This window comes from Cupriavidus sp. SHE, assembly GCF_000812445.1.
GTDB lineage: Bacteria > Pseudomonadota > Gammaproteobacteria > Burkholderiales > Burkholderiaceae > Cupriavidus > Cupriavidus metallidurans.
The window spans coordinates 1-20641 of sequence record NZ_JWMB01000076.1; the positions used below are offsets into that span (position 1 = coordinate 1).

Annotated in this window: 14 protein-coding genes; 12 read left to right on the forward strand and 2 right to left on the reverse strand. The window is 57.1% G+C overall.

Features of this window, described 5'->3' with window-relative positions; all coding sequences use genetic code 11:
* Positions 1-2436, forward strand: a 2436-nt coding sequence (locus tag RN01_RS30005; protein ID WP_052261205.1) for a DEAD/DEAH box helicase, incomplete at its 5' end; no start/stop codon positions are given.
* A gap of 306 nt (positions 2437-2742) precedes the next feature.
* Here RN01_RS30005 and RN01_RS30010 read toward each other — a convergent pair.
* Both RN01_RS30010 and RN01_RS30015 read right to left on the reverse strand, forming a co-directional pair.
* Positions 2743-3021 carry a hypothetical protein gene (locus tag RN01_RS30010; RefSeq protein WP_017513042.1) on the reverse strand — a complete coding sequence of 93 codons (279 nt, stop codon included), beginning with the start codon at positions 3019-3021 and terminating at the stop codon, positions 2743-2745.
* Positions 3022-3093: 72 nt separating this feature from the next.
* Positions 3094-4110 carry a YafY family protein gene (locus RN01_RS30015; protein ID WP_017513043.1) on the reverse strand — a complete coding sequence of 339 codons (1017 nt, stop codon included), beginning with the start codon at positions 4108-4110 and terminating at the stop codon, positions 3094-3096.
* 588 nt (positions 4111-4698) lie between these two features.
* Here RN01_RS30015 and RN01_RS30020 point away from each other — a divergent pair.
* From RN01_RS30020 to RN01_RS30070, 11 genes are all read left to right on the forward strand, one after another.
* Complete coding sequence (locus RN01_RS30020) at positions 4699-8418, forward strand: ATP-binding protein (RefSeq protein WP_189443341.1); 3720 nt, start codon at positions 4699-4701, stop codon at positions 8416-8418.
* A complete protein-coding gene (locus RN01_RS30025) occupies positions 8415-9062 on the forward strand; it encodes a hypothetical protein (protein ID WP_017514487.1) in 648 nt (215 codons plus the stop codon). Before RN01_RS30020 ends, RN01_RS30025 begins: the two co-directional genes overlap by 4 nt.
* The gene (locus RN01_RS30030; protein ID WP_128646656.1) at positions 9055-10275 is read left to right on the forward strand and encodes a hypothetical protein; all 1221 of its coding nucleotides are present in this window, start codon (positions 9055-9057) and stop codon (positions 10273-10275) included. The genes RN01_RS30025 and RN01_RS30030 overlap by 8 nt, the downstream gene beginning before the upstream one ends.
* Positions 10272-11147: a hypothetical protein gene (locus tag RN01_RS32655; protein WP_024570106.1), complete on the forward strand. Its 876-nt coding sequence runs from the start codon at positions 10272-10274 to the stop codon at positions 11145-11147. The genes RN01_RS30030 and RN01_RS32655 overlap by 4 nt, the downstream gene beginning before the upstream one ends.
* Positions 11148-11187: 40 nt before the next feature.
* Positions 11188-11370, forward strand: coding sequence for a hypothetical protein (locus RN01_RS34435; protein WP_164846258.1), 183 nt, complete (start codon positions 11188-11190; stop codon positions 11368-11370).
* Positions 11357-13549: a P-loop NTPase fold protein gene (locus RN01_RS30040; RefSeq protein ID WP_024570105.1), complete on the forward strand. Its 2193-nt coding sequence runs from the start codon at positions 11357-11359 to the stop codon at positions 13547-13549. Before RN01_RS34435 ends, RN01_RS30040 begins: the two co-directional genes overlap by 14 nt.
* Positions 13550-13964: 415 nt before the next feature.
* Positions 13965-15911, forward strand: a complete 1947-nt coding sequence (locus RN01_RS30045; RefSeq protein ID WP_024570104.1) for a tetratricopeptide repeat protein — start codon at positions 13965-13967, stop codon at positions 15909-15911.
* A 123-nt stretch (positions 15912-16034) separates the two neighbouring features.
* Entirely contained in the window at positions 16035-16694 is a 660-nt protein-coding gene (locus tag RN01_RS30050; RefSeq protein WP_024570103.1) for a hypothetical protein, read from the forward strand.
* A 440-nt stretch (positions 16695-17134) separates the two neighbouring features.
* On the forward strand, positions 17135-17368 hold the full coding sequence (locus RN01_RS30060; protein ID WP_024570101.1) for an AlpA family transcriptional regulator: 234 nt from the start codon (positions 17135-17137) through the stop codon (positions 17366-17368).
* A 16-nt stretch (positions 17369-17384) separates the two neighbouring features.
* A complete protein-coding gene (locus tag RN01_RS30065; protein ID WP_024570100.1) occupies positions 17385-18365 on the forward strand; it encodes a hypothetical protein in 981 nt (326 codons plus the stop codon).
* Between the two features lie 259 nt (positions 18366-18624).
* Positions 18625-20052 carry a hypothetical protein gene (locus tag RN01_RS30070; RefSeq protein WP_024570099.1) on the forward strand — a complete coding sequence of 476 codons (1428 nt, stop codon included), beginning with the start codon at positions 18625-18627 and terminating at the stop codon, positions 20050-20052.
* Positions 20053-20641 lie beyond the last annotated feature (589 nt).

The following is a 20641-nucleotide window of genomic DNA, read 5'->3' on the forward strand; positions in this document are numbered from 1 at the left end:
CGTAGTGTCCAGTTTGGCCTGGAACGCGTGTCCAGTTTGCGTTGGAACAGGTGCCCAGTTTGCGGCGGAGCGGGTGTCCAGGTTCGGCGGAATACGCAAGCAGAGGAAAAGCTGGCATTCGAGCGGTTCGTCGATTTCGTCTACGAACGGTTGCAGAAGTACCCTGACGCACACATCTATCACTACGCGGCTTATGAGGCGACGGCCCTGAAGAAGCTGATGTCGATGCATGGCACCCGCGAAGCCGAGGTGGATGGTCTGCTGCGCAGGGGTAAGCTCGTCGATCTCTACAAGGTCGTGCGCGAAGCCTTGCTGATCTCCGAGCCCAGCTACTCCATCAAGTACGTGGAGAAGTTCTATCTGGATCAGCGGGTGGGTGGCGTGACGAATGCGGGCGCCAGCATTCTCTACTATGAAAAATGGAAGGAGACAAAGGAGCCCAAACTGCTCCAGGAAATCGCGGATTACAACCGCGATGATGTCCTGTCGACTTTCAAGTTGCATCAATGGCTTTGCGAGCTGCGACCGGAGGCAATGCCTTGGGCTACCTTGGCGGCGTCTGCTAGTGGTGCCGGATCCCCGACGGTAGCAATCGGTGAGAAGAAGCCCATCGAAATCCGGCTCGAGGAGTTTGAGCGGACGCTGTGCGGCGGAATACCCGAGCGCGAGGATGAGAGAACTGAGCAGGATCAGCATCGATTGCTGACCTTTCAGCTTCTTGACTACCACCGACGCGAACAGAAGCCGGAGTGGTGGGCCTACTTCGACCGCATGGACATGACCGAGGCAGAGCTGATCGAGGATGTCGAATGCATCGGGGGTGCAACACTGGACCTGACAGTCGAGCGGGAGAAGGTCAAGGCCTCCTACCGATACACCTATCGCTTCCCACCGCAAGAGACGAAACTGCGCGGACCCAAAGCGATGGATTTGCGGACCGCGAAGAGCTTGTCAAACGTTCAGGTGCAACATGGCGAAGGGCGCCTCACCTTTACGCTGGGAGCGAAAAACGAAGCGCCTGAGGTGCTGGCGTTGGGGCCGGACCGGCCAGTGGGCTACGACGTCATTGTCGATGCCGTATTTCGTTACGCTGCGTCGCTGCGGGACGCGCAGGCAAACGCGGCGAGTCGCTTCCAGGCTATTGACGATCTTTTGCGGCGCCGTCTGCCCCGGATCCACTACATTCCGGCAGGCCAGGCGCTCGTCGACGAGGCGGCCCCCCTCCTGCCACAAGTGGTCAAGGCTGTGTTGGGCATGCAAGAGACCACATTGTTTCTGCAAGGCCCTCCAGGCGCGGGGAAAACCTACACCGGCTCCCGGGTCATCCTTGCGCTCCTGCAGGCGGGCAAGCGCGTAGGAGTCTCCTCCAACAGTCACCATGCGATCAACAATCTGCTACGGGCATTGGAGACGGCTGCCGCGGAACAGGACTTCGTATTCTCTGGTGTCAAAAAATCCTCTAAAGACCAGGAAGATGGCTGGATAAAGGGGCAACTGATTAAGGACGTCTTCGAGAATGAGGAGGTTTCTGGCAGCGGGGCGCAACTGCTTGCCGGTACCGCCTGGGTATTCTCGCGTGAGGATTTGGAAGGTGAGCTTGACTATCTGTTTGTCGATGAGGCCGGACAGGTGTCGCTTGGGAATGTGGTGGGCATGGGTACTTCGGCCCGCAACATTGTCCTGTTGGGCGATCAGATGCAGTTGGGACAGCCGACAAAAGGTGTACATCCGGGCAACTCAGGTCAGTCGGTACTTGAGTACCTTCTCGACGGGTTGTCGACCATTCCGGCGGCGCAAGGCATTTTCCTGAACACCACCTATCGCATGCATCCTAATGTGTGCGAGTTCATCTCCGAAGCCATTTACGACGGCCGACTGACTTCGCACGAGAAGACGGCGCGCCAAGGCCTGGTCCTCAACGAGGCAGCGCACTCAGCCCTTGCGCCTTCGGGCATCAGGTTCGTTCCGGTCATCCACGACGGCAACGCTCAGGAAAGCCAGGAAGAAGCCGATGTGATTCGGGACCTCTATGTAAGTTTGCTCGAGCAGGAGTTTCTGGACGGCGAGGGGAGTCGGCGCCGATTTACGCCGGACGACATTCTTGTGGTGGCCCCCTACAACATGCAGGTCAATCTCCTGCGGCAATGTCTGCCGGCTGATGCCAGGATCGGCACAGTTGACAAGTTTCAGGGGCAGGAAGCGCAGGTTGTCATCATCTCCATGGCAACGTCCAACGCAGACTATCTGCCGCGAAACATCGAGTTCCTGTTTAGCAAAAATCGTCTGAACGTTGCCCTGTCAAGGGCGAAGTCCCTAGCATTGCTCGTGGCCTCGCCCGAGTTGACGTCGATTCGCTGCAAGACGCCGGAGCAAATGACCTTGGTGAACACGCTGTGCTGGGTGGCGCAGACGTCAGTACAGCAGGTGCAGCGCTAACTGCGCTGGCGCGGGACGAGAGCTGGTTTCAATTGCTCTCGGTTCGCCCCAGGCGATAGTTGTCGATGTTGTTGCGATCCCAAACTTTGCGGATGGGATCGCGGGCGCCGTCATTTCCGGGGTTCTTTTCGAACTCCTTTGAACGGATCACCGTCCTTCTTCTGATCCATGAACCGGCCGGTATCCGTGTCGCGCTTCGTCCAGTTCTGGGTGACAGGATTGTAGACTTGCGACCGGTCACGTACCGCGCCACGTCGAGCGTTGTCGCCAATAGGAGGATTCTTAGCCATTTCGTTACTCGCTGGTTTAGACGTTGAAGCTATGGGTCCACTGCGGCAGGCCAGAGTGGGACAGGAAATCGACCAGATTGGGACTGCCGAAGAACTGCAGGCGGCCGTTGGCCATGAAGGCTAGTGCCGATTGATCCACCTGCAGATTCGATGCCCGTGCTTGAGCCGTCAACTGAGCCAACAGCTGGCTGTTGTCAGGCGACGAGCCAGAGCTGGCTCTTGCATCGAAAACGGCAAAATTGATCCAGCCACCGTTGCGTGCACGCTCTCGAACGTGCGCAAAATTCACTCTCATAAGATTTCTCCTTGCCGAAACCAATTTCCGGCATGGAGCAATTCTGCAGGGTGGACTAGCTCAAATAGTGACCTAGTGATCGGTCAGCGGGCGATTCTTCTCCGCCGCGACGCACAATGCGGCGTGGAGATGCTCGCGAAGCTCGGGTGGGTCAAGCACCTCCACTTCCGGGCAATGGCGGAGCAGGTCCATCAATAGCTCCTGGTCGTTCGAGTAGGGGATTTCGAGGATGTAGTCACCGTCGCTTGTCGTGACACTTGTTTGATCTGGGTGCCAGCGCTCGGACGCCACCCATTGCGCTCGCTTGGCAGTAAATTTGATGCGGGCGCGGTGCTTCGCGGGACCCGCGAAGATGCCGTACCCGCTCTCGAAGTGTACGCGCAGGTCTTTCCGGGAGACCCGTTCAGCCGCAGTGGGCAGCACGGTTATCTCCCTGATCGCCTCCAGCGCAAATGTTCGTAGCGCATTTCTTTGGTGACACCATGCGTCAAGGAGCCAGTTTTCACGGTAGTGGACCATCTGCTGCGGCGAGACCACGCGCTCGGTGAGCTCCTGCTTGTCCCGGTTCCAGTAGGTGAGCGCCACACGCTTGCCCTCGAGAACTGCACCGGCCACGCGGCGGAAGTGCTCCGGCTCGATGGCTCGAGGGGCAAAGTGGATGAGCTTTACCCGTTCCTCGATGTGGGGAGACGCGACTGCGCCTTGCGTCAGCATCGCGCGCAAGCGGTCTCGCAGCGGTGCAACGTCGTCGTCGAGCAGGCCTGGCTGAATGCCTTCCAGCAAGTGCAGCATGGTGAGAAGGGCGAGGATTTCGGCAGAGCTGAACCAGATACCTGGCAGTTCGAACCGGCCGCCCTCAGCTAGGTCATCACGAATGACGTAGCCACGTCCACGTTCAGTGGCGCTCCATTCGATAGGACAACCGAACCGGTTCTTCAGGAACTCGATGTCCCTTTTGACGGACGCCTCAGATATCTCAAGCTCATTCTTTAGCGTGGCCATCGGTATGGGACCGCGCTTACGGAGAAGGTGAATGATCTTGCCGAACCGCTCAATCGAGATCTTCGCCGCGCGCCGCTTGGGCTCCATGGAGCCGCTAGGCGATTGACTCCGTTTGCTCGTAGGTTTTGCGTCGCGCTTTGGCATGGCAGCTTGGAGTATTTCGCATTGACGGATGGAAAGGCTGGTTTATGTCCGCACGGATGCAGAAGCCAACGCTCCTGCTGGTCGCGGGAGTATCGAAGCGCAGCGGCGGCAAGACCCGGCGGTCAGATCAAGCTTCGTTCTCGCCCAGCCAGGCCGCGCTGGGACCAATCCGGCTGCTCCGACGAAGACCAGTAAGAAGTGTAGCCAACCGACCGCCTGCGCCACAAGCCCACGCGAAACACGTCATCACGCGCGCTTGGTTACCTTGAGCCTGTTCGCCGCAAACGTGCGTTGACCTGCCTGATCAACCGGTATCGGCCGCCAGACCGTAGCTGTCTACTTAGACGGTTGAGCTTGCAAAGGCGTGCGGCGGGCGCTTCGCATTCGAATAGAATGTCCCGAAAAGGATCGAGCTGGAATATCCCAGCCAAACACAGGGACCGCATTCTGCTGCTTCGGGTCATGCCAGCCACGGCTTTCGTCGTTCAGCGGATCGAACCAGAAGGGAGAGTCGTGTATCGCGTTAGACGAATGTACCTGGTCAATGCAGGTACCAATAAGCAAAGGCCCTCAAGGCGCATCTCGGACGTGGATCCGCGCGGCGGCGCTGCCGTAGTCGGGCCAAACGGCGTTGGCAAGACGACAACACTGAGACTTGCCCCCTTGTTTCTCGGGCACCTGCCTAGTCAGATCATCCAGGCAGGCCATGGCCAAAAATCCATGGCCAGATTCATTCTCCCGACGCCCGAGAGTGCGATTGTGTTCGAGTATCAGCGAGGCGCGTCCGAGGCGCATGACGTCCGGCTCGCGGTGCTGCGCGCGCGCCGCGACAATCCAGACGCCATCGAGTACCGACTCTTTGAATGCGGATTCAGTCGAGCGCTGTTTGTGGACGTGAATGGAACATTTCTCGATGACGAGGGGACTACCGCCGCGGCCCGTGAAGCCGGCTTTAGCTTCACGCCAAAGCTAACCACCGCCGAGTATCGGACCATCATTCTCAATCTACGCGGTAACACGAAGGATGCCCAGAAGCTGCGGACACTTGCGCGCAGCTATTCGTTCGCGCCGCGAGCAATGCCAAACCTGGATCGCCTCGTTGCGTCTGTGGTCAAGGAGCATGTCAGCTTCAGTGACCTGATCCAGGTGGCTGTCAGCATGGTGCATGAGGAAACCGGCGCCAACGGTCCTGCGGGTGGTAACAAGCTGCAGCTCAAGCAGACCAAGTCCGAGATCAATGACTGGATCCGCAACCGTCGAGCTTGTGAGAAGGCGTTCAATCAGTCTGAGAAAGTTGCGCAGATCCGTGTAAGTCTCGCGAAATACTGGAAGGAAGAGCATGAGTTGCGGCTCCTGGGCGCGGAAGTCCATGCGCTACACGCAAGCAAGACCGTACAGCTCGGTAGTGCGACGGACGCGCGCAACGAGGCTGAGCGCATCCGGGCTCAGCGCGTCGATGAAGAGCAGCGCAAGCACGAAGAACTGTCTACGGCCGTAGGCACTGTGCACGGTGCGCAACGCACGGCGAACACCGCGTATCAAAATGAAGAATATACGCGCAAACAGTTCGAGGATGAGCGTGCCGAGCATTGGGCAGCGCGGCAGGGAGAAGTTCCTGGGCTCAAGGCCAAGCGAGACAAGCTTGTCAATGAACAGAGTTTGTATGTTGCTCGCTTTTCCTCGACCAAGGCGGCTATTGACGAGGAGATCCATACCGCGCGCGAGCGACTGGTGGCGGCCCGGGACAAGTCGGTCGCAGGCGTGGAGGCGCTCGCAGAAGAGGCGAAGCAGCGCCATGAGGCGGCTTCCCAGGTGGTCGCCGAGCAGAAGGAGAAAGCCCTGGATGCGGCTCGAGCGCGGCACTCGACGCGCCAATCCGAGCTTGCTGAAGAGCTTACGACGCAGAGTGAAGCGCGTGCCGGTGCCCAGGTTCATCTGGAGCATGTCGAAGGGCCAGCGGATTTGCGTGAAGCCGTTGCGCAGTTGCATGATGAGCTCGCCGCCGCCAATGAAGCACTGCAGGGTGCGATGGGCAGGGAATCTCAGTGTCAGCAAGATTTGACCGATACTCGGATCGATAGCGAACGGATAGAACGTGAGCACGGTCGCGCGAAAAGCGAAGCTGCTGATGAGCTACGGCAGATTCAGTCTCTGGAGCAGCAGCTATCTCCCGACGATGGAACGCTGATGGCTGCGCTGCGCAAGCGCCCGCGTCATGACTGGGAGGCGCTCGCCAAGATCGTCGACCCATTGCTTCTGACCCGCAACGATCTGCGGCCCAGTTTCGATGCGGATGCAGATCCGTCGGTGATCCTCGGCTGGAGTTTCGATCTCGAAAAGATCGGGCTCCCATCGTGGGCCGACGAGGAAGAGATCCGGCGACGCCTCAGCGCCGCACAACAGCGATACACAGCTGCGCAGCAACAGATCGATGACTTGCGTGCTCGACAGGAATCCGCGGTCAAGCTGGTCGCGGCCGCTGATGGGCAGTTGCGTGTTGCGAAGGCCGAGGTATCAGTCGCGAGCCGAAACAAGACAAATCGGAGCGAAAGTCTTGAGCGTGTGCAAAAGGCCCTTTCGACTGCTCGTCAACAGGAGCACGACAAGTGGAATGCGGAAGTCAAGCGACTGAACGCCGCCATTGATAGTGCCCGTGGCAAGCAATCCGAGCACGTCCGGCATTCAGACGCGGAACTTAGGTCTGTCGCCAAGCGGTTTGACGACCAAATTTGGGCAATGGATGTTGCGCACAAAAAGGAAGTCGGAGGCTTCAAGGCGAGTGCGGACGAAATTCGCAGCAGGGCCCAGGCCGACCTCACTTCCCTGGAGAATCAGCGAAGCCAGAAGCTCAAAGAGGCGAACATTGATCCCGACAAGATCAAGGGCTGGGACAAGGAGAAGGCTGAGATCGACGGTGCGCTCGACGCTATCCAGGACAAGGCACCCCTGGTCGCGCGTTGGCGCGATTGGATGAATGCCAACGGACCGCTGAAACTGGTACAGCTCCAGGAAACGCTTGGTTTGGCGAACACGGCCGTGTCTCAGGCGACCCAGGCGCTGCAGGCTCACGAGGCAGCGTGCCGGACAACGGAGAAGGCTTACACGGCTGAGCGTGCCGCACTGGACAAAACGGTTGATGCGCTCACTGATGAATGCCGCAGGTTGCGTCCTGTTTGTGACGAGTTGCCGCGCCATGCTTCCGCACAGGTTTCAATCCAGCCGGAGATGAGCGCAACGGAGATGATGACGACCGTCGATACCGCGCGTCACAGGCTGCAGGAGACGAAGCGTCAGGTCGGTCATTTAGCCAATGGAGTACGCAACGTCCTCACTGCGCATGAAAGCGATGTCAAGGATTTTGTCGAGAAAAGCCTTTCCGAAGTCGTATCGGGCGACAGCATCGATCAGGCCAACGCGCTGGCGATGTGTCACCAGAAGATCCCCACCGAGATCGTCAGCAATCTGAACAATACGTTGCGCGCCATTCTTGACACAATCGAGTACTTCTATGGTGCCATTCTGGGTTTCGAGACCGAGATTAAGCGCTTCAACAAGCGGCTGGCGGAAGGTCTTCATGCGGTCGAGCACTTTGAGCGGGTCAAGGGGCTGCAGATTGAGATGGTGACTGACTTCTCTACGCTCGGGTTCGTGGACAGGCTTGAGGCCGTGAGCCGCTACGCTGCAAACACGCACATCACGCTGGGGCGCGTCAGCACACGAACGGAAGTGCCGGACGTGCAGGCAGAGATAGTGCTGCAGGAATTTGCCAATGCGCTGTCGTCTGGCGGCCGTATCGACGTAGATCTGAGCTCGCACATCAGGATCCAGGGCAGGGTCTTCGAAAACGAGATCGAGAAGGTCTTTCAGCGGGAGGCCGAGCTGGAAAACGTCTCGTCCAACGGGCTCACGTCCATCATCTTGATCACCTTGCTGATCGGCATGCTCAATATGATTCGCGGTAAGGACGAACTGTACGTCACGTGGGTCACTGACGAGGTTGGGAAGTTCGATGGTCCGAATTTCGTTGCGCTCATGGACATGTTGCGCGACAACTACATTGACGTGATCACGGCATCGCCCGATCTGAATCCGCGACACTACCGCCGGTTCGCGCAGCGGTATCGCTTTGAGGACATGGGGGTGATTCGCATGTTTGCACCGCAGTCGCAGGCGCTTGCACACGGACCGACGGCAGCCGGAGCAGGGGCGGGAGCCGCGGCTGGCGATGTCAGCGAGGAGGCTGTCCTGTGATCGCACAAGTCCTGAAATGCCTACTGTCCGGTGCGTTCGTTTGTCCGATCGCCTACCAGACCGAATACAACCTGCTGCAGTTACCAGAGAATCGAGATCTCGTCGCCGAGACGATGAAAACGCTTGGCTACCGACTGGCGCGTACGAATCCCGATGATGGTGCTTTCTATATGGCGCCCCTGGACCTGACAGATCTTGCCGTCAGTCGGGTGAAGGAGGAACTCAGCAGGTTTCGTGACGTGTTCGGGCCAGCCGTATTGCTGCTCGATATGATCCGGCAGACGAACTCGGTGGAAATCGGATTGTCTCCCGGCGATGTGATTCGCCTGGCGTCACTGGAGGAGGTTATTATCGAGAGCGCTTCGCTTGAAAGCCAGCTTCGCGATCTCGCGCCGGTGATCAAGAACTTCAATCCCCGCGCATCCATTCGGGATAATCTGCGCCGCGTGCTTGAGCAGCTTCGAGCCGCTGGTTACGTTGCACTTGTGAATTCGCAGGCAGAGATCTATCAAGTCACAGGCAAGATCGAGTATCTGTATTCGGTGGTCGAGTACATCGCGGAACATGAGGTGATCATGGTCGAGCGTGTGGACGACCAGGTCCGTGACGAGCAGCAATTGCTTGATGGGATCGGCGATGCGTGACACAAACGACCAGATCGGGAAGCTTCTGCGTGTGCTTCACCAGAATGATGACCTGATTACGGCCGCGTTCTCCGGAGGCCTGGAGTTGGGCGCACACAATGCGCGCATTGACACGCTGTCGAATCTGCGAGCACTCAAGCCACTGGACGAGGGGATCTATCGCCTGAACCCTCGCCTGCGCGACTTCATTGCAGACCATCTCGTAAGCTATCGTGCTTTCCAGGCGCTTACCCGCTTGTCCGGTTCGATCCAGCAGGCGCGCGCACTATGGCGGGAGATGAAGTTCCGCCATGACGACGAGGATCCGACTGACAGGGATGCGCTCTTTGAGCAGTTCATCGATGCTGTCATGGACATTGCTTACTCCATCGAGCGCAATCTGTCATTGCTGCATTCACTGGTCTCGACGCAGTACGGCGACGTCTCCAGCTTCTCGGCGAAGCTTAGGCAAAACAAATACTACATTCGGGAGATTGGGGAAGCGCTCAACGAGATGGAGCAGGTGAATCGCCTTGTCGAGGACATCGATGGCGAGGCACTCACTGCCGGCCTGACCGAGGTGCGGGCGATTGTCCGCCGGCGTCTCACGAGCCGACTGCTAGCCTGGACTTCCCAGGTCAAGGATGCCCAGGCTTCCATCAATCGGTCGCTCTTCAAGGCGCGCCGCCTCGAAGAGCGTGTGCGTAAACTGAGCAGAGTTTCGCACTGGCTGCGTCAGAACCGTTCTGCATCGGGCTTTGAGGTGGGGCTCGACAATGCCCCGGAGACGCTCTTTCTTTCGGAGCCGCTCGCCGTTCGCGCGCACATCGATGTACGCGATGCAAGGGAGACTGAGCATGAGTTGTTGCGTGAGGCGATAGCGAAGCTGCCTGCGCGCGATATCCAGCGACCAGCGGAGGTGCCGCCACCGCCTTTGGCCATCCTCGAGGAAGAGGAGGGCGATGCAGTGATAGAGCCACTCGAGCCCCATGATGCGATGATCGAGGCGCTCCTCGAAGACCTGCGTAGCACTTCGCAGGGCATTTCCCTGCGGATGTGGAAAGAAGCGCAGGTCTCGGAATCCGATCTTCTGTCCGATGAAGAGTGGTTGCTCTATGCATCCATTCAGCTGGAGAACGAAGGCATTCGTCTCACCTTCCTGCCTAGTGCCGGGACGCCCAAACGCTATTCGAATGAGATATCGGATGACGTGCTAGCGCAGGGATTGGCATGATCCTGAACGCACCGCAGGTGGGGTTCCTGCAAAGACTCGTTGCGGATCGGCCGGAAAGGCGTCGGTCAGGGGACATGGCCATGTACTTCTCGCGTGAGTATGGCATTGGCAAGGCCTTTGGGCGGTCATTTCTCTACTCAACCGCGGACTGGGACGCGGCGGCCAGAATGCTGGACAACCACGATATCCCGCGTGAGCGGACCGAGGGGTCGCTGCGGCGCGCGGATACGGTGGACTATGGTGGGATTTCAGAAAAGGCGCTGGGTAGCCGGCCTCATGGCAACGCCGTGGCCGTCCGGTCTGCCTTTGGCGCATGCTCCCTGGATGGGCAGCCCCTGGGGGTGCTTCCGGATGGTGCCTACACGGTGTTGTGCGTGGAAGATGTTGTTCGCATCCAGTGTCAACAACTGATAGTTGTCGAGAACCTGGAAACATTCCGATACCTGGGCCGGTATCGCTGGATTCAATACGCTGGACTTCCGACGCTCGCCATATTCCGTGGCGACACGAAGTTTGGCTTGAATGACGCGAGTGAAGCTATCGCCGGTCACGCTGCACAGGTTCTTGCGTTCACCGACTTCGACCCGGCAGGCCTATTCATTGCGTCCCAGTTACCAAGATTGGCCGGCCTGGTTCTACCCGAGCTAGACTGGCTTCGCGATGCCACCATCCGAGGCAAACGCCATGATCTGTACGAGGATCAAATCGGTCAATGCGCGGGCATGCTGGAGGCACCGGTGCAGGCCGATATTGCTCGCGCATTCAGGCTGTTGCGAGAGCTAAAGGCAGGGTATGCCCAGGAGTGGATGGAGCGAGCGCCGGTGCGAGATTGCTCCGTCAAGTCTATTTCCGGATCAAGAGTATCTCGATGAGGTGTCTGATTACGTAGCCCGTGAGCGGATGCCACGGGTGATGGCATCGCAGAAGGGCGCCCTTGGTGACGGCTGTGAAGAAGCGAAAGGGATCGCGGATGTGCAAATTGCTGTGACCCGGCAAAAGCTCGTGTCTACTGCAGTAGAACTGCATGATGGTCCGCAATGGGATGGGTCCATCAAGTTCATACGACGACCGAACAATCCAAATGAATCGAACTGAAATCGCCTCAAATTACAGTGCTGATCGTCCTGCTGAGCAGGACTCTCTTGGCCGATCCGAGTTTGCTACACACCTCGCTATTGCTTTGCGCACGGTGTGCGCGACTGACGGATTGGTAGTTGGCATCGAGGGAGGCTGGGGCACCGGTAAGAGCACAGTCATAGGCTTTGTGAAGAAGGCCCTTTCAGAGCAAAAAAATAGCGAAGTAAAGGTCATTGTCGTCGACTTTAATCCCTGGATGGTCAGCAATACAGGCGTACTAATCGAGGCGCTCGTGACCCAGATCGCTGCCGCGATCAACCTCGATTCGCTCTCTCCGGAGAAAGCCGTCAAGGTTGGGGAGAAGCTACTTAACTACGTTGGCCTGCTTCGACATCTTAAATATCTTAAGTACCTTCCTGGCGGCGGCTTCGTTGGCCATATTGCAGAGGACGTATCTTCGCTGGCCGACGCAGCTGGATCTGCCGCGAAGGAGGCGGGCGAAGCTGTTGGTGACTTGAAGAAAGTCCTGCCATCCCTTGACCTTGCCACGCGCAAGGCTGACGTCGCGGAAGCGCTTCGAGAACTCGGACAACCTCTTGTCGTTGTTATCGACGATGTGGATCGTTTGCCTGCTGATGAGATTCGCATCATTGTGCAAGCAGTTAAGGCAGTTGCGGACTTTCCCCGAACCACTTACTTGATCGCGTATGACCGTGAGGTCGTAGCTGCAGCCTTGGGCAACGGAAATACCGCGTCCGGCAACTCGTATCTGGAGAAGATCGTCCAGGTGGCATATCCCATTCCGCCGCTATTCCAGTATCAGATGCGAACATTCGCCGGCAAGAAGCTGCAAGGTCTCTTCACGGCTCTCGGCCTTGAGCTTCGATCCTTTGAGGCTGCAGCCTACGCGCCGGCGCTGAGCCTTCTTGCGCAGATTGCGCGACATCCGAGAGACGTCGTACGTTTGGCAAACAGACTAATGCTGAGCCTTCCCGCAACACGGCATGAAGTGAATGTCATCGACGTGGTGATCTTCGAAGCGATATCCCAACGGTTCCCTGAGCTGCGGGAGGTCGTGCATCTCCACCCGAGCGATTTCACCGGCCATCCGTTCCGGGACGACACCACCACTAATGATCAATCGAGAGACTGGATGGCGTGGGCATCGTTAGTTGCCGCACGCGACCGTGGCACAGCCGGCTGGCAAAAGCACCTTCCAAAGGACGAGGCTGATTTCGCAATTGCTAAGAAGGCCTGTGAGTTTTTATTTCCTTCCACGGATCGCGGCGCTGATCGCGTTCCCGAAGACGAACTTCATATTGCCGATCCAGATCGACTTGCACGTTACTTCCGGATGATGTCGCTGGAGTCTGTTCCTGAAGCTGCTTATATACACACCCTCCTGCGGCACCCTGAAAGGCTTGCCGATGCCCTGGATGGGATTGAGATGGCTATGACGCTCGAATGGGCCTACAACTATCTGCCTTCATGTGCGAGTCCGGATATTTGTGGATGCATGGAAACAATCGTAACGCGCGCGAAGCAAGCTACGCGTGCCACAGAGCAGACGAAGGAGCTAATTGAGCTCTTTGTGAAGGTCTGTCGACGTCTCATCGCCATGGCTGCAGGTGACGCGCGAATCGAAGCATTCCAGCGCGCGATCGAGGATGCACCATTGTCTATCTCTGAATCTATCCTCCTCGAGGCAGCGGCAGAACAAGGGAAATGGTATGTCCACCCGGAGAAGCAGAAACCACAGAAGGATCAACTTGTGCCGGACTGCATTGCAGTCGACAACGCTATCAAGATATGGTCTGAGCGGGTGCGAAAGGCGCTTGCATCGGACCAATTGCATGAGGAGCCCCGCATGCATGCCATTCTTTACCGGTTTGCTCAGCTAAACTACGCTTACGACGAAGCCTATGAAGGCGTTAGCAAAGTCTGCTCAACCGATGAAGGACTGGAGGTTTTTTTGGCCGTCTATACGGAAGGTGACGATTTTGGATGGATGTCTCACTACGCGCTGATAGCGTCCCCGCAGGAGTTCGCCGTACGGATACGAGGTTCGTCGATGAATGCTCAGTACTCCTGGTTCGCCAAAAAACTCTCCGACCCACAGTTTTCGCAAGCGGTTGAGGATCAAGCTCGACGGTTGAAGAACTTGAAACGCCCGCCAGCAGCGCTTCCTTCCCAGTGAGAGTCGCTGATGTTGCGATCCGGCGCATATGTTCGTAGTTCAGGCGGCGTTGGTTGCGTCGCGCTGAAGGCCTAGCAGTACTTCTACAGGGCAGCGCGAATTCTCTTGAAGATGAAACAGGGAGCAAGCAGACCTCGTAAAAATTTGGCCATTCTCCAGTGGAAAATGGCCCATACCGCTGTCAGTGGAGCTTAGGGCGGGTGTATTCCAAGATCGATGACAGACTTGAGAATTCTGCCGCGTCCAGGATCGATCGACATTCGGCGTGGCACTCTTCAGATCGATTGCTGGTTGGACTCAACGGTAGCGGTTCTTGGGTGACGAATGGTAGTAGTGAGAGCTGGTATCGTCGCAGGGATTGCTACTGTCGATTTGGAAGTGCCATGTGTATTTGCTAAGTGCTAGAAGAGAGAGTATGGACCACCTCAATGATCTGCCAAGGCGTCATAAGAACCATGTAACGCAGAGCAAGGCCGAAGCCGCTTTCCACAATTTTCTATCGAGTTTGGGAGACTTTGTCCTGCAGGGTGCGGATCGCAACGATTATGGAATCGATTGTCAGATCGAGGTTATCGTTTGTGAAAGCGCGACAAACGTCAGAATTCACATCCAGTTGAAAGGGACCGAGCGGGCCGCGAATGCGGACGGTTCGGTCAGTGTCGAGATTCGGCGGGCCAATCTGAATTACCTACTAATGCAGCCTCATTCGTGTTTCGTCTGCTATCACGTGCCGACCGACACGCTGCGGATTTGCTCCGCGGACGCCGTGATACGGCGGTATGAGCATAGCGGGCAGAGTTGGGCCTTGCAGCAAACACTCACGGTGGCTTTCTCGGAGATCCTCACGGGCGCACGCCTGAAGTCCCTAGCGAATTTGGCGAGATCCGGTGCGGCTTCATTGCGAGATATGCGGGTCGCACAAACAACCGCTCGCCCGGAAGAACTGCCAGGTCTCGTAAGAGTTGCCCTCCCAGACTTACATGTTTCGGAAGATGAAGCGCAGACTGCAGCGGTGCTTTCCAGCCTGTATGAGAGCGGCGCTGATGACGTGATTAGCGCCGCGTTTGAGAAGTTCGGGGCCGTGCTTCCACCAGACCACGATGCGATGATTTTCTGCTACATGGCGGAAATCAACCTCGGTATGGCTAGGCAGGGCGGTAACGCCGAACGCATCGCCGACGGCATTTCTTATCTCGTGTCCAAGCTCGATGCTGGCCGTCATGATAAGGCAAGCCTCCACTATTCGATTGGCAACGGGTTTTCGGCGTTAGGTCGAGAAAAGGATGCTGCCGAGGCTTATGAGGCTGCTCTTCGGCATCTGAGCGTCGGCGAAGATGCTGTACTGCTGGCCCAGTGCCACAAGAACGTTGGCTCCAGCTATGAAAAGCTTGGCGATGCAGAGAAGGCGGCCGAATCTTTCCGTGAGGCGCTGCGTCACAATTCCCGGCTTCCAGAGGCGCACTACGCCATGGGGCTTCATTGTCTCCGAAAGGGTGAGTACGGAGAGGCGCTCGAATATTTCGATCAAGTGGTTTTCGCCGAGCGCATACAGGGAAAACGATCTTCGGTTTCGGGCTGGAGAATAAATGCGCTCTTCAATCTAGGTGAGGGGAAGGCGGCATTTCGCGAGATCAATATGCTGCTGGGCGATGCTGGAGAAGAGGCCTGGATCTGGCCATGGTGTAGTCGGCAAGTCGCGAGCTTCGGGCGGACTTCACCGGAAAATGCAAGGCTGAGTATTCTGTTCTGGGACCGATATCTTAAGGCGCATCCGAACTGTCCCGACGGTGTGCGAGAACGGCTCCTGAGCAGATTGTACCTACGATCGGAAGATCAACCCGCGGATATGAATTATCTTGCGTTCAAGGCTGAATTCGAGGCCGGTATCCAGCATGTGCGGGGCGAGGCAGTGGCTCACTTATGGGATCGTCTCGGGCACTGGGCGCAGGAAAAGGACAACTGGGAGGAAGCAGAACGGTGCTTTCGAGTGGCGTATGAACTGGCGGGCGGGCACTATGGCTATTGCCTTGGCACGGCTCTGAATTTTCTCGACCGGCCAGGAGAGAGTCTGCCGATTCTGCTACCCCAAGCAGAAGAGATTCGGCCTGACGATATGAGTTGGTTTCAGGTCGCAGTAGCCTACGAAAAATTGGGGCGCGTGCGGGACTCGATCAAAGCCTATCTGAAGGCCATTGCGTTGAATCCCGACTACGAACTGGCGTGGTTCAACATGGGTGGCGTGCATTGGAACGCTGGGGAGTTGGAAGAGGCTAGCCGCGTATGGAAGGCGGCTGTGGACAGATTTCCAGATCACGAACTGGCGGCACTGCTCCGCCGCGATCTTCCCTTTATCCTTCGCTAGCTTGCTTATCACACTGCCATCTTCGCTGTGGTTGGTGTTGTACGCGGGATTGTTGTCGTCGCGCTCAAAAAAATGTCACGAAGGGCGCCTAGGATCGACTTACTACTGTCACGATCAATGAAAATGTCGAATTCACAGCAGACTATTTTCCGCCCGATCCGAGAGGAGCGGTCACTTCCTGAGTGCATTCAGTCTCTGACTCGACGCATTGAGTCCTACTTGGAGATGGCGGACATCCCGCTGTCGACTTACCGCGGGGCTGCGCTGGAAGCGCTCGCGCGTGATAGTGCTTATGCGGATGACGAGCTCGAGGAGCGGTTCCCTGAAGTCGCGAAGGAAAGCCTCAGAAGGACATACCTTGCCCGCGCATGCATCCAGTTGATTGGTGCTGAAGAGGCAATGAGTTTTGGTGCCACGGATTCCGCTTGGTATCGTTGTTATGTGGCAAATCATGACATGGGGTTGTACGAAGGATCGTATCGGGATCCATCTTTCGATTCCAGTCGGGTTGATGATGCGCGCAAGGGAGGCGAGAATCGCGGGAGGACCAATGATCCAACGCGCGATAAGCTGGCTGAAATGATCGAGGAACTGCGGCCGGAGGGCGATTGGGTTAGCGTGTTGCAGATCATCAAAGCCGTTGAAAAGCCACTTTACAAGTTTAACCGGGCTTCCGGTGGTATCCTGGTTGAGGATAGCTTTCGCCAAACGCTTAATCGTTGGCTGACTGATCACCGTAATACCAAAATCCAAGCTGCCCTTGGGCCGTCCCTCAGGCAATGATTAAAAGGGGAAGTGCGCGGCGCCTGCCCCGTAGTTTCGATTAGCTATCGCGCGCGCGTTGTGCGTGCGGCCCCCTTCCTTCCATCACCCTCCATCCAGCGAAGCTATCCGCGGCCGCCTTCCCAGGCGGCCGCGACGCTTCTCGCTCCTGATACTCCCGATGCTGCCGGGAACGCGAGGTGGGCATCACGAATGTCCCGATTTCGGCGTAGTCAATAGGCAAATTCAGGTCGGGCCATTGGTCAAACGATTGGATCTTGGTTTCCGCTCGTCTAGATCCGCTCGCGCTCATCCACATCTGCATCCTGCTGTCAAGAATCATAACTAAGCAATGATTTTTCACTGGATAGCAGTGCATCAGCGGCCAATTCGTCGTCTCTCTAGACTTTTTCTGTCCAAGCGACATTTTTGCAAACGCGACAAAAAGGAGTCAGAAAATCATGAATAACGCGGGGTGGGCGCCGACCCGAGCATTAACAATTAAGGCAGTGGCCGAGCGTATCGGCCGCTCGCGTGCATCAATCTACGAAATGATGGACAAGAAGTCGCCGCGCTTCGATGCGACATTCCCGAAGCCATTCAAAATCGGCATTAAAACGCTCTTCGTGGAATCAGAGATCGAAACGTATCTGCGCGCGAAAATCGCGCAAAGCCGCCCGGCCACGGCGAACTGAAGGAAGGAGAGAACTCATGGCTCAGATTCAGAAAGAACACACCGTCCAGGATCTCCTGGCATTTTACGATCGCGTGAATCCTGTCCTGTCGCAGTGGCTCGCCAAGCCGACGTGGACGCGGGAAGAAACCGCGATGCTGTGCGCGGGCTTCGTCCCCCATGATAGCCAGAAGGGTGGGAGCGCTGCTGCCGGCGATTCGGCAAATTCCTTTGAGGGTGGTACGTCGATGGATCCAGACGGGTACCTGCCGCCAGCTCATAATCTTCACGGCGGCTATCTGAGGCTGCTAAAGGGCAAAGGTGCGGCTTCCCCACATGCCATGGTGGATCTGCTGCGCCCAGCAATACCCTTGGCAACCCTTAAGGCAGGCGGCGGGTGGGCTCAAGTACGAAGGGCGTGCACCCTCAACTCGTTCAAGGACCTGCAGTGGCTTCTCATCATCGGAAGCGCGGTTGGCTTGTCGGTGCCAGCTCTGGTTCCTTTTGGCTTACTCAACGGATTGCGCGATCGGATGGTTGGCCAGTGCGCTGTTGAATTTCCGCTCATGCAGGAAAAGGACCGGTGTGCGTCGACATCGGTGCGGATTGATGCGGAAAAAGCCGGACTGCCAGGTATGGTTGACCATGCAGTGGAAGCGGAATCGGTAGCGCAGACAAAGCCGGGAGCCGGGCAGCAGAAGCTGCGAGGACGTCAACCAGTGCAGACGACGCCGGAGGGGCGCGGCTATCACACGACCGAGGAAGTCGCTGGGCTCACGAACCTACTGCCCGACACTCTGAACAAGTACGCCCGCAAAGGCATTGCTGTCGAGGGGTTCACGCCCTTCAAGCGCCCAAACGGCAGATCCTGGCAATGGCGAGATCGTCAGCAGCAAGCGGAACAGGACGACGCTGCCAATGCCATCGTGGATCAATCCCGGGCGCGGGTCTACGTGAACGGATCTGGCCGCCAGCGCCCGGGCGCTGGTTCTATGCCGCGGATGCATCCAGGGGCCTGAGTGCGCCAGCGCTTTCGTTCGACAGTGGGCATCCAGGGTTTCACACCCTTTGATTCCGCCTCGATCGGCCTCGAGCGGGCATCCGCAGCAATCCGTTCTATTCCGTCTCAATCCTCGTTTCGTTGTGATCCGTTGCATGGGCATCGATTTCCGCTGACAGACTTAGGGTGAGCAGACTTCGGTGCAAAGCTTTTGTACGAGCCAGATTTGAGGCTGTCAGGCAAATGGATCCCGGAATCCAAAATTTGGAGAGCAAGTTATGTTGATAAGAAGAAGTGCCAAGCCGGATGGCGAGCGCGCTATCCGCATTTCCGATGTGTACAAGTACGCTGACGGCGTCGAAGAGGAGGTGACGCGCGAGGTCGTCCAGGTTCTAATGGAGCCCGCCCGGGGCAGGGAAGGCGAATACTTGCTGCAGCATCCGCAGCAGACGCTGACGTTGGTCGACGAGGTTGTTCGCTATATCGCGGACAATCACCACAAGTCCCGGTCGTACTGGGGCGCGAAATTCTCCCTTGAAGCGTGCTTCGTCGAAGGAGATCCGTTCGAGAAGGCGGAAGCGGTCATGGTCCTTGCCGAGAGCCGGACGGCATTCAACTTCTACGCTGTAATGCGGGCGTTTTACCATTTGCTCTGCGTTCCCGAGTATCAGGCATCGAAGTATTGCGCGAGTATCGAAGCGGCCAGGCAGGCGCTTTCGTTTGCGTATCCCGCCTTTTTTGTGGAAATGCCGCCAACAGGGTTGCCACCCGCGGAGGGTGTGTCTGAGTTGGATTTGAGGAAGGCTATGACAGCGCTGGTTTGGCCCGCGGCTGAGCGCTTCAACTCGGCCGTCGACAAGATCGCCGAGATTGTGAGCAGCAGGGGGTATCGGTCAAAGGTGGCGAGGGAGTCGGCGAAGCTTAAGAAGCGCGGCGCCAGTGTGACAGCGCTGATCCGCGGACTCCTGAAGCACCATCAGAGTTTGGCGGTCGTAGCTGTGCGATTATCCATTCGGCAACGCCACGGACTTGATTTTCTTGGTGAGAAAATGCACAAGGCATTGGGTCGTCTGGTCGGAGATCGGCGCCACGACGCGCTACTGAATGAATCCGTCGGGCATTTCTGGGTACTGCAGGAGCGTTTTCGAGCCAGTTTCAGGCAGCGATTACCGACTATCCAGAAGCAAAAGGTGGTGGGCGGTAGTATCGCGCTGCATTACGATCTCGTGATGTTCTTTGACGCGAAGCGCTGTGCAGAGGTGGATGCTATTGCACGGCATATCGGTGCATGCTGGAAGGTCATTACAAATGACGCGGGATTTTCCCTGGCATTGAACGGCGGTAATTTTCATCCCTACCCGCCAAACTGGCTGGTCTGGCACATGCAGGATTTCGGCAGATTTCCGTCGAAGGCTGAATTTGTCGGGCTGGTCCGGGACGGAAGTGTTCAGGCGGGGAATCTTTTGACGGCAGCTGCCACGATGGTGTTCTCTGCGATGCTGCACACGCCATCGAAGCATTCGCCATCGCTTATTAAGGGTGGCGCGAGGCGCTATGGAAAAAGCGATCTGCTAACGGGGCGCGGCTTTGATAAGGCAGGTCGCGGGACAAAACTGGGGTGCTCTGAAATGAAGCGCGAGCGACAGAAGCGACCAACGTATGCAACGCCTGCCCCCGCATTCGCGCCGGGGCCGAGTACGCGCTAGGACGGGTGTGCCCTTGCTCTGTACTTTGTGCGCAATGCCCGATAGCGGTATGCCGGCTTCCTTTGGGAGGCCGTTTTTTTGCGCTTGGTTCGGGATAATTCGGTAACGATGTCATTTGCGCAGATTGCCATGCTCAGCTGGGGTGCTGCGGATAATTTTCATGCATTAGGCCAGCAGAGTTCGCGCTTTATACTCTTTGTCAAGTTGGTTTTGCTAGGTTGCTCCTATATTAAGATTGTCTTTCCTAATTATCGGCTATAAAACACTCCTGACCGTGGTGCGTTGGCATCCGCGAGGGTAGTTAAAATTTACATGGCTTATCCATGGAATGTCCAATCACGGAGATTCATGATGAGTCAGAAAAATGCGGCGTTCGAGCAGTACGGCTTCACTTCGTCTAACGGGAGGGGAAATCAACCCATTCCGGGTTTCATCAGGTATTGGGAGATCGGGGAGTATGCTGAGCTGATGCATCAGCTTCTGAGCTTTCTCTGCGGATTTCGGTGAAGGTGATCAGCGGTTTCGGCGAACGTGATCAGGGAAGGAAGGTGGTACTGCGCGGTCAGGAGATTGTAGCGTAGGTGATCAC